A 16,401-nucleotide genomic window follows, 5' to 3' on the forward strand; every position below is an offset into this window, starting at 1 on the left:
TGACTTGAGTTAACCTAGGGCTCAATGAGAACTTATATGGGCTAAGTGACGCACGGATCCATGCACAGCGACGAATACGACATGAGGGCGGATATGGGCTGCATCGGGCGGGGACGGTAATGCTCCGACGCGCAAGGAAGATCTGGCTGCCGATCGTCATCATCGTCGTGGTGGCGATCGCCGGTTTCACGGTCAGCCGCATCCGCACCTTCTTCGGGGCCGAAGGCATCATCGTCACCCCCCGAGTCTTCGCGGAAGACCCCGAGCCCTTCGACCCCAAGGTCGTCAAGTACGAGATCTTCGGCACCGGCACGTATGCGGACATCAACTATCTCGACCTCGACGCGAGGCCCCAACGGATCGACGGCGCATCGCTGCCGTGGACGCTCACGCTACAGACCACAGCGCCGTCGGCCGCACCCAACATCGTGGCGCAAGGCGACGGTCAGAGCATCACCTGCCGGATCACCGTCGATGACGAGATCAAGGACGAAAGAACCTCCACCGGCGTGAACGCCCAAACCTTCTGCTTCGTGAAATCCGCATGACCTCACCGACGAACGAGGCTCCCACGGACGCCTTCCCTCCCGTTCGGCACGGCAAGCGGCCCTTCATCCCCCGCGTGATCCGCGCCTTCGCGGTGCCGATCATCCTCGGCTGGATCGCGATCATCGCGGTCGTCAATGTGGCTGTGCCGCAACTGGAAACGGTCGGACAGATGCGCGCGGTCTCGATGAGCCCGGACTTCGCGCCGTCGATGATCGCGATGAAGCGCGTGGGGCACGTCTTCGAGGAGTACGACTCCGACAGTTCGGCGATGATCGTCATCGAGGGCGAAGAGCCCCTCGGTGAGGACACCCGCGCCTTCTACGGCGAAATGGTCTCCAAGCTGGAGGCCGACAAGAAGCACGTCCAAAGCGTCCAGGACTTCTGGAGCGATCCACTGACGGCCTCCGGCGCGCAGAGCAGCGACGGTAAAGCCGCCTACGTGCAGGTCTACCTGTCCGGTAACCAGGGCGAGGCGCTGGCCAACGAGTCGGTCGAAGCGGTCCAGAAACTCGTTGCCGGCATGCAGCCACCGCCCGGCGTCAAGGTCTACGTGACCGGCCCGGCGGCGCTCGCGGCCGATCAGCACATCGCCGGTGACCGCAGCATGCGGATGATCGAGGCGCTCACGTTCACCGTGATCATCACGATGCTGCTGCTCGTATACCGCTCGATCATCACGGTGTTGCTGACGCTGGTGATGGTCGTCTTGCAGCTGTCCGCCGCCCGCGGGGTCGTCGCGTTCCTCGGCTACCACGAGATCATCGGCCTCTCGACGTTCGCGACGAACCTCCTGGTGACGTTGGCGATCGCCGCGGGAACCGACTACGCGATCTTCTTGACGGGGCGCTATCAAGAGGCCCGCGGACTCGGCGAAGACCGGGAAACCGCGTACTACACGATGTTCCACGGCACGGCGCACGTGGTGCTGGGCTCGGGCCTGACGATCGCCGGCGCGCTGTTCTGTCTGAGCTTCACCCGGCTGCCCTATTTCCAGACCATGGGTGTGCCGCTGGCCATCGGCATGGTGACCTCGGTGTTTGCCGCCCTGACGCTGGGGCCGGCGATCATCAGCTTCGCGAGCCGGTTCGGCAAGATTCTCGAACCCAAGCGGGCGATGCGGGTGCGCGGCTGGCGCAAGCTCGGCGCTGCGGTGGTGCGCTGGCCCGGACCGATTCTGGTCGCGACGGTGGCCCTGTCGCTGGTGGGCCTGCTGGCGCTGCCCGGTTACCGCACCAACTACAACGACCGGAACTACCTGCCCGCCGACCTGCCGGCCAACCAGGGGTACGCGGCCGCCGACCGGCACTTCTCACAGGCCCGGATGAACCCCGAGCTGCTGATGATCGAAAGCGATCACGACCTGCGGAACTCCGCGGACTTCCTGGTCATCGACAAGATCGCCAAGCAGGTCTTCCGGGTGCCCGGGATCTCGCGCGTGCAGGCGATCACCCGGCCCGACGGTAAGCCCATCGAGCACACCTCGATTCCGTTCCAGATCAGCATGCAGGGCACCACCCAGCAAATGAACCAGAAGTATCTGCAGGACCGGATGGCCGACATGCTGGTGCAGGCTGACGAGATGGCCAAGACCATCGCCAACATGGAGCGGATGTCCAAGCTCACCGAGGAAATGGCCGCGACCACGCACAGCATGGTCACGAAGATGAAGGACATGACCGTCGACGTGGCCGAGCTGCGTGACAACATCGCCAACTTCGACGACTTCTTCCGGCCCATCCGCAACTACTTCTACTGGGAACCGCACTGCTTCAACATCCCGATCTGCTGGGCGTTCCGATCGGTGTTCGACACCCTCGACGGCATCAACACGATGACCGACGACATCCAGAACCTGCTGCCCGACATGGAGCGGCTGGACAAGCTGATGCCGCAGATGGTCACGCTCATGCCGCCGATGATTGAAACGATGAAGACGATGCGGACGATGATGTTGACGATGTACTCGTCGCAGAAGGGCATGCAGGACCAGATGGCAGCCATGCAGGAGAACTCCACTGCCATGGGTGATGCCTTCGACGCGTCGATGAACGACGACTCGTTCTACCTCCCGCCGGAAGTCTTCGACAACGAAGAGTTCAAGAAGGGCATGGAGAACTTCATCTCCCCGGACGGCAAATCGGTGCGGTTCATCGTCGCCCACGACGGCGACCCGATGACCCCCGAGGGCATCGCGCGGATCGACTCGATCAAGCAGGCCGCCAAGGAGGCCATCAAGGGCACTCCGCTGGAGGGCTCCAAGATCTACCTCGCCGGTACCGCCGCGGTGTACAAGGACATGTCGGACGGCAACAGCTATGACCTGATGATCGCGGCGATCCTCGCGCTCGCGCTTATTTTCACGATCATGCTGCTGTTGACCCGCGCCGTGGTGGCCGCCGCGGTAATCGTCGGCACGGTGGTGATCTCGCTCGGCGCGTCGTTCGGCCTGTCGATCCTGATCTGGCAGCACATCATCGGCGTTGAGTTGCACTGGATGGTCATGGCGATGGCCATCATCATCCTGTTGGCCGTCGGCGCGGACTACAACCTGCTGCTCGTGTCGCGGCTCAAGGAAGAGCTGCATGCGGGCATCAGAACCGGGATCATCCGGGCGATGGGCGGTAGCGGTTCCGTTGTCACCTCAGCTGGGCTGGTCTTCGCGTTCACGATGATGTCGATGGCTGTCAGCGAATTGACAGTCATCGGACAAGTCGGAACAACCATCGGACTGGGCCTGTTGTTCGATACTCTTGTGATCCGGGCATTCATGACGCCGTCCATAGCGGCGCTCATGGGTAAGTGGTTCTGGTGGCCACAGCGGGTGCGAGAACGTCCAGTGCCTGTACCGTGGCCGAAACCGAGGGAACTGACGCTGTCAGGGGGGGAAGGAGCACAGTCATGAAACGACTGATTGTTGGAGTAGCCGCCGCGGCCGCCGCGCTCGTGGTGGCGGCGCCCGCCCAGGCGCAGGACATCGACACCGATTTCACCAACGAGCTGCACACGTACGGGATCTACGGGCAGAAGGACTACAACGCCTGGATGGGGAAGATCACGTGCAAGCGGATACGCAAGGGTGTCGACCGGGACGTCTACGCCTCGGCGCAGTTCGTTCAGAATCAGCTGGCGCGCGGCCAGAACAGCACTGAGCAGTCGTGGAAGTTCCTCGCGGGTGCGCTGCGCTTCTACTGCCCCGACCGTCTGCCGATTCTCGACCAAGCCCGTGACCACAGCTAAAGCTAGGAGCCGAAAAGTGTTTCGTAAAGCGACGATTGCGTTGGCATCACTGGGCTGTGCGGCGATGCTGTTCCCGGCCACCGCTGGCGCGGACGCCACGGACGACTATCCGATCCCCAACCGGATCATGCGGACTCCGTGCACGGTCGACCAGTACATGGCCGCCGTCCGCGATCAGGACCCGTTCTACTTCGAGCGCTACATGATCGACTACCACAACCGGCCCGCCGATGTGCAAAAGGGCGCCCGCGACCGGATCTACTGGTTCTTCTCGCTGGACTACGCCGGCCGTCGCCAGTATTCGGAGAACACCGCAACCAACGTGTTCTACGAGCAGATGGCCACCCGCTGGGGCAACTGGGCCAAGTTGTTCTTCAACAACAAGGGTGTCGTCGCGCACGCGACCGACGTGTGCATGAACTACCCACCGAGCCAGCCCGAAATCTGGAACTGGACCGCCACGCCGTAGTCAGGCTCAGGGCAGCCCGTCGAACAGCGGGCTCAAGGCCAGCTGAACCGCGGCGCCCGGCATCTCGAAGAGCCCGGTGCAACCAGGCGACTCACGGTTGAGTTCCGTTTGCCGCCGCGCGATCCGTGAACGGCGTGTCACGTCTGGACGCCTCGGCGCGACATAGTTGTATGAATGCCTTCGCCACGCTCGCCGTGCTTCTGTCCGCGACAACCATGCTGTCGCGCCGACCGTCATCCCCAGCGCCGCAGCGGCGCCGTGCCCGGACGTCGAAGTCGTATTCGCTCGCGGAACCACCGAGCCCGCGGGCGTCGGCGGCATCGGACAGGCCTTCGTCGACTCAATGCGCGGTCGCCTCGGCGACCGGTCCGTCGGCGTCTACGCCGTCAACTACCCCGCCAGTCGCGACTTTGCGGTGAGCACGCGTGCGGGCGCCGACGACACCCGCGCCCACGTGCAATCGATGGCGGCCGATTGCCCCGCCACGAAGATGGTGCTCGGCGGCTACTCCCAGGGGGCCGCGGTCATCGACGTCGCCACCGGTGCCATGGCGCCCACCGTCGCTCCGCACGTCGCCGCGGTCGCGTTGTTCGGCGGGCCGCGCAGCAGCTTCGCCGATCGGCTCTCGCCGGGGCGGCTGCCCTCGGTCGGGCCCGACTACGCGGCCAAGACCATCGATCTGTGTGTCCCGAACGACCCGATCTGTTTCGAGGGCGGCCGCGATATGGGCGCCCACGTCGCGTACGTCCAGACGGGATTGGTTAACCAAGCTGCGGAGTTCGCTGCGGGCCGGATCTGACTACCGGTCAGGGTGCCTCATCTGGTAGTAACTAAGGCGGTCCTAACACCGTAGGGAGGAGCTCCGCCGAGGTGAATTCCTGGTGAGCGCTTCCACCGCGCAATCAACCGATCAGGCTGCGCCGCCCGCGCGGTCTGCGCTCGCCAAGTGGATTCGGCGGCTGTCCGTCCCCATCGTCATCGCCTGGATCGCGCTCATCGCGCTGCTCAATGTGACGGTGCCTCAGCTCGAGGTCGTCGGCCAGATGCGGTCGGTGTCGATGAGCCCGAAGGACGCTCCGTCGGTGATCGCGATGCAGCGCGTCGGCAAGGTCTTCGAGGAGTTCGAGTCCGACAGCTCGGCGATGATCGTCCTCGAAGGCGACCAGCCGTTGGGCGACGACGCCCGGGCGTACTACAACGAGCTCGTCAAGAAGCTCGAAGCCGACGACCACCACGTCGAGCACGTCCAGGACTTCTGGGGCGACCCGCTGACGGAGGCAGCGGCCGTCAGCGCCGACGGCAAAGCCGTGTATGTCCAGGCGTACCTGGCCGGCAACATGGGCGAGGCGCTGTCCAACGAATCCGTCGAGGCGGTCAAGGACATCGTCGACAGCCTCGCCCCTCCGCCGGGGGTGAAGGTCTTCGTCACCGGCGGTTCGGCACTGGTCGCCGACCAGCAGATCGCCAGCGACCGCAGCATCCGCATCATCGAATACGCCACGTTCGCCGTCATCATCACGATGCTGCTGTTGGTCTACCGGTCGGTCGCGACCATGCTGATCACGCTGGTGATGGTCTTTTTGGCGTTGGCGGCCACCCGCGGCGTCGTCGCCTTCCTGGGCTATCACGACCTGATCGGCCTGTCGACGTTCGCGACGAACCTCCTTGTCACGCTGGCCATCGCCGCGTCGACCGACTACGCGATCTTCCTCATCGGGCGCTATCAGGAGGCGCGCACTCTCGGCGAGGACCGGGAGACGGCCTTCCACACCATGTTCCGCGGCACCGCCCACGTGGTGCTGGGCTCGGGCATGACGATCGCCGGCGCGACGTTCTGCCTGTCGTTCACTCGGCTGCCCTACTTCCAGTCGTTGGGTGTGCCCCTGGCGGTGGGGATGACCACGGCAGTGTTGGTCGCCCTGACGCTCGGACCGGCGATCATCACGATCGTGAGCCGGTTCGGGCTGCTGGAACCCAAGCGCGCCATGCGCATTCGCGGTTGGCGGAAGATCGGCGCGGTCATCGTCCGCTGGCCTGGACCGGTGTTGATCGCGACGGTCGCGCTGTCGCTCATCGGCTTGCTCACCCTGCCGGGGTACCGGCCCAACTACAACGACCGGCTGTATCTACCGGCCGATCTCCCGGCGAACCAGGGTTTCGCGGCCGCCGAACGGCACTTCTCCCCCGCCACCATGAACCCCGAGTTGCTGCTGATCGAAAGCGACCACGACCTGCGCAACTCCGCCGATTTCCTGGTGATCGACAAGATCGCCAAGGCGGTCTTCCGGGTGCCGGGCATCTCGCGGGTCCAGGCCATCACCCGGCCCAACGGGAAGCCGATCGAATTCAGCACGATCCCCGCGCAGATGAGCCTGGGCAGCGTCAACCAGGACTTGAACCGCAAGTACACGCAGGACCGGATGGCCGACATGCTGGTGCAGGCCGACGAGATGCAGAAGACCATCGACACCATGACGCGGATGATGTCGTTGATGGGTGAGATGAACGCCACCACGCACAGCATGGTCGAGAAGACCAAGACCATGGCCGTCGACACCGCCGAACTACGGGATCACATCGCCGATCTCGACGACTTCCTGCGTCCGATGCGGAACTACTTCTATTGGGAACCGCACTGTTTCAACATTCCGGTTTGCTGGTCGCTGCGGTCGATCTTCGACGTCATCGACGGCACCAACAAGCTGACCGACAAGGTTCAGGACCTGGTCCCGGACCTGGAACGACTCGACGCGCTGATGCCGCAACTTCTGGCGTTGATGCCCGAGCAGATCGAGTCGATGCGGACGATGCGCACGATGATGCTGACCATGCACGCATCGCAGGGCGGCCTGCAGGATCAGCAGGCCGCGCTGAGCGAGAACCAGTCGGCGATGGGCGATGCCTTCAACGACTCGTGGAACGACGACACGTTCTACCTGCCGCCGGAGATCTTCGACAACGAGGAATTCAAGCGCGGTATGGAGAACTTCATCTCGCCCAACGGTCACGCCGTACGAATGATCGTCCAGCACGAAGGTGACCCGCTCAGCGCCGACGGCATCGAACGCATCGACGCGATCAAGAAGGCCGCCAAGGAGGCCATCAAGGGCACTCCGTTGGAGGGGTCGACGATCTACGTCGGCGGGACGGCCGCGGCGTTCAAGGATATGCAGGAGGGCAACAACTACGACCTGATGATCGCGGGCATCCTCGCGTTGGCGCTGATCTTCACGATCATGCTGATCATCACCCGCAGTGTCGTGGCGGCCGCGGTCATCGTCGGCACCGTCGTGCTGTCCCTCGGCGCGTCGTTCGGCCTGTCAATCCTGGTGTGGCAGCACATCCTCGGCATTGAGTTGCAGTTCATGGTGATGGCCATGGCGGTGATCATCCTGTTGGCGGTCGGCGCGGACTACAACCTGCTCCTGGTCGCCCGGTTGAAGGAGGAGCTGCCCGCAGGCATCAACACCGCCATCATCCGGGCCATGGGCGGTTCGGGATCGGTGGTGACGGCGGCGGGGCTGGTCTTCGCCTTCACGATGATCTCGATGGTGGTCAGCGAGTTGACCGTGGTGGCGCAGATGGGCACGACGATCGGCATGGGCCTGTTGTTCGACACGTTGGTGATCCGCGCGTTCATGACGCCGTCGATCGCCGCACTGCTCGGCCGTTGGTTCTGGTGGCCGCAACTGGTGCGCACCCGGCCTAAGCCCGTGCCATGGCCCGCGCCGAAGCAGCCGACGCCGTAAAGCAGCCCAGCATCGTCCAACCCATCGCCCCGGTGAGGCCGTTCTTGGCCAGCAGCACCAGCGTCACACCCGCCGCCACGATCAGCACGCCGGCGACGGCCGACCGCGTACCGGTGGCCCCGACGGGCGCGTCCCACCACGCGAGGCGGCGGTGCTCGAGCGGCGACAGCAGCCGGAACAAGGCGAACATGACCACGGCGAACACCGCCGCCCGCAGCGCCAGCAGCGCCCAAAAGTGCGGTGCGTCAACGTCATACGCATCAAGACCGACCGCATGTAACGAGAACGCGGCGATGGCGATCGCCACGATGTGCCACAGGTACAGCGTCATCGCTCCCCCGTTGCCGACCGCCACCACGTACCAGACCCGCGGTCGCTGAGCCCACCGCTGGATCGGCCCGGCGCACGCGACGAACGCCGCCGACATCCACGTGCAGTGCAGCGCGAGGAGCAGCGTGGGAGGAGAGACGTTCGACAGGTGCTCGGTACCGGTGACGACCAACGAGATCTCGTACGGCCCGACCACAGCCGCAACGATCTGTGCAGCGAGCGCCGCCGCGGCCGTCAAGAGCGCCGCGCGACGGTTGATCAACCGTCGCGCATAGCCCACACCGAACACCACCGGGATGAGCCAGACAGTGACGAAGTTCGCGACCCCGGCCATCGGGGTGCCCACGGCGATGCGGGTGGCGTCGACCGCTGCGGCCGCGGCCAGCAGCCCGACGACCGTGACGGCGACGCCGCGGCCCGTCGAGAGCCGGGTCAGGGCGGGAACGAACGCGAGCACCACCAGGTAGACGCCGAGGAACCACAGCAGCGCAACGGATTCGCGGCCGAGATCCGCGGCGGAGTCGGCGCCGAGGGTCACCCGCACCGCGAGCAGCCCGACCGTCCACGCCGCGAGATACCAGAAGACCGGCCGGCACAACCGCTGCGCGCGGGCGACCAGCCAGGTCCCCCACGACTTGCCCGCATGCCAGCCGTACGCACCGGCGGCCCCTCCGGCGAAGAAGAACAACGGCATGACCTGCACGACCCACGTCACCGGGGCCAGAGCGGGAATCTCGCCGAGGATGTTGCCGATCCGCACGCCGCCGGCGTCGATGGTGGCCAGCAGCAGCGCACAATGCCCGAACATGACCACGAGGAGCGCGCCGAGGCGGGCGACGTCGACGGCGCGGTCGCGCGTCGACGGGGTGTCGGCGGCCACTTCGTCTGCGCCGGCCCGGGGTTTGGTGAGCGACATGCGTTCAGGATGCCCTGGCAGTCGTGCGGGGAGCTTGAGTAGTACTACGCGATGCGGCCGGAGTCGGCTCCCAGCAGCGCGAGGTACGCGTTCTCACGCTCGGTGAATGCAGGTGAGGTGATGGCTCCGAAGGCGGCGGTGTCGTCGGCGAACCGCGCCGGTGCGTCCGGCAGCGCATCGGGACCTTCAAGGCGGAAGCAGCTCGGCGCAAGGGGCCCGAACAGCAGGGCTCGCGTGAATTCCGGCCAGTTCGCGACCGCCGGTTCGACGCCCGCGGCGCGAGCGAATGTCAACGCCACGAGATTCATCCGCGTCTTCTGCGGCAGGCCCCGGCGCGAGCGGTACGCCTCGATCGCATGGCGTTGGTCGTCACCGCTCGGAGCGCGGATCGTGCCGCCCCATGTGTAGGCGATCCAGCGGGCCTGCAACTCGAGCGGCACGAAGTAGCCACCGGACTGGTCCCACATCCCCACGAACGCCAGGCCGGGAAGGTCGGGATGGAAGGTGTGGCGGTCGGTGTCGAAGTGCACGGCGTCCACGTCGAGCGCTGACCGAATTTCGTTGTCCAAGAACGGCATCGACAACTTGAATCCGGTGCCGAAGAGAATGCCGTCGAACTGCTCAGCGTGCCCGTCGGCGAACGTCACGTTCGTACCGTCGACCGAGCTCATCCACGGCCGCACCTCGATCCTGCCCTCGGCGACGAGGGGCAGGTAGTGCTGGCTGAGCGTGATGCCGGCGGCGAACAGTAACGGATCGGGCGCCGGGGCGCCGTACTGCTGCGGGGTTCCGCCGGCGTCGACCACGATTTCCCTGAGCTGACGGTCGATCTCGGCGACGGGCAGTATCTCGTCGGCCAACGCCCCGTACCGGGTGAAGATGCGGTGGTCGGACGGAACACCCGCGGCGAACTTCGGTAGGACGTAACGCTGACGGCGCTGAGTGACCATGACTTCGACGCCGTGTTGGGCCAATTCGGAGGCGATCTCCAAAGCGCTGACGGCGCAGCCCGCAACAAGCACACGCTTACCGCAGTAGTCGGCGGGACCGCGGTAGTGGAAAGTCGGTCGTGCTCCAGCGGACCCGGTGAAGGTGGACAGACCGTCGACGGACGGGATTGCGGGCGACTGAAAGCGTCCGGTGGCGACGACAACCCGCTCGTATCGCTGCTCGGCGCCGGCGGCGCGCACGAGCCAGCAGCCGTTGCCGCGGCGAACGCTCGTCACCGGGGTGAGGAACCGGATCCGTCGGGTCAAGTCGAACATCTCGGCGTAGCGGTGCAGGTAGGCAAGGATTTCGCGGCCAGGCGGGAAGACGGCACCCTCGCCGGGGTCGAGGTCACTGAAGGCGGTCAGGATGCGGCTGGTGTTGGTGTGCATGTCCGGCCAGACGCCGCTGTGGCCGGGCTCGCCCGTCCACTGACCGCCGGATTGGGTGCCCCGCTCGTAGATGGTGGGTTCGAGTCCCTGGGCGGTCAGCCAGCGCGCCACGACGAGCCCGCCGGGGCCCGCGCCGATGACCGCGACGTCACCGGACATCGTGCGACGCCCTCGACGGCGCCGAAGTCGGCATGCGGGGAATGTACTGCGGATAGGTGCCTCGACCGCATTGAATCGGCCCGCCACCGTTGGATGGCGGGCCGATCGTTGGGAGGGGTTCAGGGCAGCCGGGCGAGCACCGGCAGCTTGGTGACGGGTAACGAGGGGCGGACGTTGGCTCCGCCGCGTGCCGGCGCGGTGGTGATCGTGATCTTGCCGCCACGGCAGGAGACGATCTTGCCGTCGACGAAGACGTCCTGGCCGTCGTCGATCGGAATGGGATAGCCGTCGGAATCGGTGTAGGTGCAGCCACCGCCGCCGGGGGTGGGCTCGTTGTCAACGGCGTAGGCGGTCGCCGGTGCGAAGACGAAGACGGCGAGGGCGCCGATGAGGGTGGCGGCGTACTGGATGCGGGTTGTACGGCGGGTGGTGGTGGTCATGTCGGGTGTTCCTCTCGGGGGCGGTGCGGGGGTGTCGAGAGAAATGATTGCGATTCGACCAGGGGCTATGTAATCGCCACGAGGCCAGATTCCGCGCATGTACGGAGAGGTTTTCCTATCCGTGAGGTAAGGGTCCCTGCTGGTAGCCCGGGTGGTTCGAGATCTGCAAGCTTGACAGTCAGCGGGCGTGGGTATTACCGCCAAAAGGCTCATAGGGGAGGCGACAACGATGTCAGAGCAGCAAGAGCACGAGTCCGGCCAGTGGAACGTCGCGGCGAAGGACAACCTCGTCTACGTCGAGCGAGCGAATGACAGCGGAGAGTTGCTGTTCGGCGACTCGCTCGAACCTCACGAGGCGCGCCAACTCGCACGGGCGCTGACCAAGTTCGCCGACAAGCTCGACGAAAGCGCGCAGGCCAAAGATGGGAAGGAGTCGTCCGACTCCGACTCAGAAGATGAGGATGACGACGAGTCCAAAGATTCCGACTCCGACTCAGAAGATGAGGAGGAGTCCAAGGATTCCGACTCGTCTGACGAGGATGACGATGACGGTGATGACTCCGACGACTCAGACGACTCCTCATCCTGACCGGTCAGGCGAGCAGGCTCAATCCTGTTGACGGGCAACGATTCCGGCCCCTCACTGAGCGCTCACTCAGTCGGTGGGTGCCGCTGTGGTAACGGTGCGCGGCCGGGCGCGGCCATGAATCGTTACCAGATGCAGCGTCCATCGTTATCAGAAACACCGAATAACCTCTTCCGGTCGGTGGCCACTCTGCTGCACGATTACTTCACGCGCAGCGATGCCGGTGACATCGCCCCGCGAGAGATCGGTTGGACAGGGCTGCCATGGGGAGGGTTACATGCGCCAACCAGTGACGGCATTCGGTTCCGCGATGGTCTGTTTTCTGATCGCCGGGTGCGCCAGCTCGGTCGGCAACGCGGTCACGCCCACGCCCACCCAAACCCTGATACCGCGGCCCCTCGTAGAGCGCGAGCTCGATGAGTTGCTCCTGAGCCCCGGCGAGCTGAACGTCGCGATGGGGTCACAAACTTTGGCGGTCACCAGCGCTGCGAGTGCGATGTCGGACAACAGCGCCACGATGGAGCCACGCGAGTGCCTCGGCATCGACGGCGCGGCGGAGGCGCCGGTGTATGCCGAGAGCGGGTTCCAGGCGGAGCGGGATCAGAGCCTGAACGACGGCGACAAGTTCGCCCACTACGTCAAGCAGGCCGTCGTGCTGTACCCGCTCGTGAAGAAGGCGCGCGCCTTCTTCGACGCCTCCGCGGAGCAGTGGCCGACCTGTCACGAGTACACCCACCTGCAGAGCGGGACGAAGTGGACCGTCGGCCCGATCAATAATGACGACGACGTGCTGAGTACCGTCGCGACGCTCCAGGAAGCCGCCGCACCGGGATGGGCGTGCGGACACGCGATCGCGCTGGAGAACAACGTCATCATCGACGTCAACACCTGCAGTCCCAATCCGGGCGACTCGGCCGTGCGCATCGCCAAACAGATCGCCGAGAAGGTGACCGCTCGCTGGTGAGCGCGTCTCCCGGGTTCAGGTGGCCGGCCGCTTGCCTTCCGGCAGCCGGCAACCGGTGAAGCCGGAGATCACCAAGTTGCCTTTGTAGGCGACCTTGACAGACAGGCCGGCCGGGCCCGTGAACCACACGTCGTGATGTCCCGGGCTGTCCTGCATGACCTGTTCATCGGTGGCGCCGAGCCGTGCCGCGGACTGCCGCGCGGTCTCCAGGACCGCCGCCCACTGGCCGTCCGAGAGCTGGGCCGAGGCGACGGCATCGGGCAGGAACAGACGCTTGCCGTCGGTGTTCTGCAACGATCCCTCGCAATTACCCCGGGTCTCACCGTGCAGGGACTGCCAGGTGAGGCCCGCCTGTTGAGCGGACGCGGCGGCCTTGATCTCGTCGATGACCCCCTGCACTTGAGCCTGGGTCTCCTCCAGGGATGGCAGCGCGTTGAGTTGGTCGCGCGTCTCGACTGACGAGGTCTGCGAGGGGGCGGGGTCTCGGTCTGACACGTCGCATCCTGTCGCTAGTAGTAGAAGGGTCGTCGTCACCACGCTGATTCCAGCGCCCCATGACCGGTGCATGTCGTTCCGCCTCACTTCTGCCGGATGGCGTCGTCTTGTAGGCCCGCGACCACCGCGGCGATGTTGTAGTTGGTCGTGCGTGGCGTGCCGTCGTCGCCGAACCGCGGATACTCGCTATGACCCTGTGCCGCACCGAGGTTGAGTGTCCCGCCGCTGCCGTCGGGGACGCTCACCGCGCCAGTCTCGAGGTGCGTGAAGCTCGGATTGGCGGCCGGGTCCGGACCGAACTGCCCGGCACCAGTGAGTTCCATTGTCCGAAGCGTTGATTCGGCAAGTGTCTCCAGCGGCTCAGGTAACAGGGGCGTGGCCGCGTGCAGCCACGGAGCGTCGAAGACATGCCGGATGGGGTCGTCCGGTGCCTGCATGGTGAAGACGTGGCCGTCGGGAAGCTGCAGCTCACCGGGAGTGGTCGCCATGATGCCCGGCGAACCGTAGAAGATCGCATCGGTCACGCCGTGGTCGCCGGGCTGTTGCAGCGCGAGTCCGGTGGTTAACGACCCGTACGAATGGCCGATCGCGGTCAGTTGCGCCGGCACACCCTGGTGGCTGGCGGTGAGACCGTCGTAGAAACCGGCGAGATCCCTGGCACCGGCCTGTGCGAGCTGGCCGTGGCTGACGTCCCAGGCGCCGGTCAGCGATGCGCCCGTGTCGTCGAATCCGGGGATTTGGGGCGTGTCGTATCCGATCCAGGCGATCGTCGCCACCGAATCGAGTTCGTGGCCGGGCGTGAGGCTGAGCTGTCGATAGGTTTCACGTTGGAGGTTGACCGCCTCTTCCGTCATCCCCACCAGGCTGTCGTGCACGTTCGTGTTGAGCCCGGGCGCGGTCACCGCGACCTTGTCGGCGGTATCCGGGTCGCCGATTGCCACGGCCGCGTGGACCATTTCTCCGCTCCTGGTATCGAGTAGGAGCAGCTTGCGGCCCGGTTCGTCGACGGCCCGGTCGACGGCGGCCAGATCCGGGAGCGTGTCGGAGCCGGCTCGCGCTGCGTCGTAACGGCGTTGCCACGCTTCGTATCTCAGCCGCTCATCGAAGATCGCGCCGGGTTTGTTAAGTGGGGGGATGTTCTGTCCAGCTGCCCAGTCGGGGTGTTCGGTGCGCAGTGTGTCCGCGGCGGTCTGCGCCGCCTGAGCCTGCTTCAACTCATCGGCGAGCGCCAGTCGGTTGAAGTAGTCGCGGTCGACCGCGGGCATCCCGTCGCGGTTGCCGATCGTGTGGTCGCGCCGATACAGCAGATCCTTCTGCTCGGGGGTGAGCCGCTGCCAGAAGTCGTGGAACTGCTTTGGATCGTCGGACAGCGGTGTCGCCAGCGGATCGGGAATCGGTGGCTGGTCGGCCGGCGCTTCGCCGGAGACTGTTATGGCGCGGGCCAGGTCGGAGTCCGCCGTTGCGGCAGCGGCCAACAACTCGGTGACCCGGACTTCGAGGTCGGCCTGCTGTAGGGCGTAGATCGGGTCGCCGACCATGTCCGGATGCACTGGCGTCACCTCGCCGGTGGCCGTGTCGATCGCGAAACCGAGGCGTTGCGCATCGTCCTTGAGTCGTTGCAGGCCGGCCTTGATGCGCTCAATCTCATCGGCGGCCGTTCCGGTGGCCGACGACAGGCGCGCCATCTCCAGGCCGTGGCCGGCGAGATACGCGGAGAGCTTGTCGAGCGAGGCGCGCGCCGCATCGCCGCCGGACCCCTGCCAGGCGTCGACCATTGGCAGCTTGGTCAACCCCGAACGAACCTCGTCGGCGCTCACGCCGCGCTTGGCCAGCGCCGATGACACTTCTCGTACCGCGCCCGCATCCCATCGTTCGACGTCGGCGAGGGTCAGCGTCATCAGAGCTGGTCGTTGAGCGCCGCCGCGCCCTCCGCATCGCGGATCTGATACTCGGAGGCGGCCGATCGGAACGCCGCGCCGTGCGCAGCGATGTCGTCCGCCATCTTCTCGGTGGCCTCGCGCCACTCCGCGAACTTCGCTTGCAGGGCCGATGCCGAAGTGCCGACCCAGCCGACGTGGGCCTCCTCGATCGCGCTGTTGGCCGCGCCGTGCGCGGCCAGAAGGTCCGAATGGTGCATGTCCATGTGATCGGCGGACATGTGGAGATCGATCGGATCGACCTCGAGATCCTTCGGCATCGCACCCTCCGTCGCCGAGCCGCCGATAGCGGCGTGTGACCCAACTCTTGATCAAGGGTAAGTACACGCGAGCCTGGCTCAGGCGGGAGGTTCTAGGTGGCCGCTGGGGCGCGACCTCGAGTGACGACGTCAATCGGCTGTCGGGCTGACAGTGTCTGATTTCACGACATAGTGGGCGGCTGTCTCGCGACATAGTTGGCACCTCTGCCAGCGTGGGAGGCCGACCATGTCGAAAGCGCAACTCATCATCACCGCGGTGGTGCTGGAGGGACGCAGCAAAAGCGAAGTCGCCCGCGATTATGAGGTGTCGCGCACCTGGGTCCAGCAACTATGTAAGCGGTATCGGACCGAAGGAGCGGGGGCGTTCGAGCCGCACTCGCGGCGTCCACACCACAGTCCCCAGGTGGTCGAGGCCCAGTGCGAAGAGCGCATCATCTGGTTGCGCAAGACCCTTGACAAGCAAGGCTTCGACGCCGGTGCTGCCACCATCGCCAGCCATCTTGCCCGCGACCCAGAGGCCACAAAAGTCCCTGCGGTGTCGACGATTTGGCGCATCCTCAAACGGCGCGGATTCGTCACACCCCAACCGCACAAGCGGCCCCGCTCGTCGTGGCAACGCTTCCAAGCCGAACAGCCCAACAAGCTATGGCAAGCCGATGTCACCCACTGGCGCCTAGCCGACAACAGCCCGGCAGAAATCCTCGACATACTCGACGACCACTCCCGTGTAGCCCTGGCCAGCACCGCTCGCCCCGTCACCACTGGCCCCGACGTCGTCGACACCTTCACCACAGCCATCACCCAATGGGGCATGAACTACCCCAGGTTTTGTTCCGATCTTCATAGGAGGATTGGAAGCTATGCCCCGTCAGTATTCGCCGGAGTTTCGGCAGCGTGCGTTGCGGTTGTTGGACACCATGATGGATGGCGC

At 65.4% G+C, this 16,401-nt stretch carries 15 protein-coding genes; 9 read left to right on the forward strand and 6 right to left on the reverse strand.

Annotated elements, in window-relative coordinates:
- Window positions 1-119 precede the first annotated feature (119 nt).
- The 6 genes from A5650_RS03635 (at window position 120) to A5650_RS03660 (ending at window position 8,004) form a co-directional block, all read left to right on the forward strand.
- A complete protein-coding gene (locus A5650_RS03635; RefSeq protein WP_067286383.1) occupies window positions 120-548 on the forward strand; it encodes an MmpS family transport accessory protein in 429 nt (142 codons plus the stop codon).
- A complete protein-coding gene (locus tag A5650_RS03640) occupies window positions 545-3,451 on the forward strand; it encodes an MMPL/RND family transporter (protein WP_067286385.1) in 2,907 nt (968 codons plus the stop codon). Before A5650_RS03635 ends, A5650_RS03640 begins: the two co-directional genes overlap by 4 nt.
- Window positions 3,448-3,786 (forward strand): DUF732 domain-containing protein, encoded by a 339-nt coding sequence (locus A5650_RS03645; RefSeq protein WP_067286387.1) that lies wholly within the window; start codon window positions 3,448-3,450, stop codon window positions 3,784-3,786. The genes A5650_RS03640 and A5650_RS03645 overlap by 4 nt, the downstream gene beginning before the upstream one ends.
- A gap of 64 nt (window positions 3,787-3,850) precedes the next feature.
- A complete protein-coding gene (locus A5650_RS03650) occupies window positions 3,851-4,255 on the forward strand; it encodes a DUF5078 domain-containing protein (RefSeq protein WP_082950591.1) in 405 nt (134 codons plus the stop codon).
- 166 nt (window positions 4,256-4,421) lie between these two features.
- On the forward strand, window positions 4,422-5,054 hold the full coding sequence (locus A5650_RS03655) for a cutinase family protein (RefSeq protein ID WP_067286391.1): 633 nt from the start codon (window positions 4,422-4,424) through the stop codon (window positions 5,052-5,054).
- Window positions 5,055-5,205: 151 nt separating this feature from the next.
- Window positions 5,206-8,004: an MMPL/RND family transporter gene (locus tag A5650_RS03660; RefSeq protein ID WP_502687040.1), complete on the forward strand. Its 2,799-nt coding sequence runs from the start codon at window positions 5,206-5,208 to the stop codon at window positions 8,002-8,004.
- Here A5650_RS03660 and A5650_RS03665 read toward each other — a convergent pair.
- The 3 genes from A5650_RS03665 to A5650_RS03675 form a co-directional block, all read right to left on the reverse strand.
- Window positions 7,961-9,250: an acyltransferase family protein gene (locus A5650_RS03665; protein WP_067286395.1), complete on the reverse strand. Its 1,290-nt coding sequence runs from the start codon at window positions 9,248-9,250 to the stop codon at window positions 7,961-7,963. The two genes, A5650_RS03660 and A5650_RS03665, sit on opposite strands and share 44 nt — an antisense overlap.
- A gap of 44 nt (window positions 9,251-9,294) precedes the next feature.
- Window positions 9,295-10,788 carry a flavin-containing monooxygenase gene (locus tag A5650_RS03670; RefSeq protein ID WP_067286397.1) on the reverse strand — a complete coding sequence of 498 codons (1,494 nt, stop codon included), beginning with the start codon at window positions 10,786-10,788 and terminating at the stop codon, window positions 9,295-9,297.
- Window positions 10,789-10,907: 119 nt separating this feature from the next.
- On the reverse strand, window positions 10,908-11,228 hold the full coding sequence (locus A5650_RS03675; protein ID WP_067286399.1) for a hypothetical protein: 321 nt from the start codon (window positions 11,226-11,228) through the stop codon (window positions 10,908-10,910).
- 229 nt (window positions 11,229-11,457) lie between these two features.
- Here A5650_RS03675 and A5650_RS03680 point away from each other — a divergent pair, with 229 nt between their 5' ends.
- Together A5650_RS03680 and A5650_RS03685 are read left to right on the forward strand one after the other, a co-directional pair.
- The gene (locus A5650_RS03680) at window positions 11,458-11,817 is read left to right on the forward strand and encodes a hypothetical protein (protein ID WP_067286401.1); all 360 of its coding nucleotides are present in this window, start codon (window positions 11,458-11,460) and stop codon (window positions 11,815-11,817) included.
- A 274-nt stretch (window positions 11,818-12,091) separates the two neighbouring features.
- Window positions 12,092-12,778, forward strand: coding sequence for a sensor domain-containing protein (locus tag A5650_RS03685; RefSeq protein WP_067286403.1), 687 nt, complete (start codon window positions 12,092-12,094; stop codon window positions 12,776-12,778).
- A gap of 15 nt (window positions 12,779-12,793) precedes the next feature.
- On the opposite strand, the gene A5650_RS03690 is transcribed toward A5650_RS03685, so the two are convergent.
- The 3 genes from A5650_RS03690 to A5650_RS03700 all read right to left on the reverse strand — a co-directional run bounded on the left by A5650_RS03690 (window position 12,794) and on the right by A5650_RS03700 (window position 15,470).
- Window positions 12,794-13,273 carry an LppA family lipoprotein gene (locus A5650_RS03690; RefSeq protein ID WP_067286405.1) on the reverse strand — a complete coding sequence of 160 codons (480 nt, stop codon included), beginning with the start codon at window positions 13,271-13,273 and terminating at the stop codon, window positions 12,794-12,796.
- A gap of 83 nt (window positions 13,274-13,356) precedes the next feature.
- Window positions 13,357-15,171: an alpha/beta hydrolase gene (locus tag A5650_RS03695; protein WP_067286407.1), complete on the reverse strand. Its 1,815-nt coding sequence runs from the start codon at window positions 15,169-15,171 to the stop codon at window positions 13,357-13,359.
- Complete coding sequence (locus A5650_RS03700) at window positions 15,171-15,470, reverse strand: WXG100 family type VII secretion target (RefSeq protein WP_067286409.1); 300 nt, start codon at window positions 15,468-15,470, stop codon at window positions 15,171-15,173. The genes A5650_RS03695 and A5650_RS03700 overlap by 1 nt, the downstream gene beginning before the upstream one ends.
- A 226-nt stretch (window positions 15,471-15,696) precedes the next feature.
- Here A5650_RS03700 and A5650_RS03705 point away from each other — a divergent pair.
- The coding region (locus tag A5650_RS03705) for a helix-turn-helix domain-containing protein (protein WP_156743994.1) at window positions 15,697-16,401 on the forward strand (705 nt) is incomplete at its 3' end.

It is taken from the genome of Mycobacterium sp. 1164985.4 (genome assembly GCF_001668575.1).
GTDB lineage: Bacteria > Actinomycetota > Actinomycetes > Mycobacteriales > Mycobacteriaceae > Mycobacterium.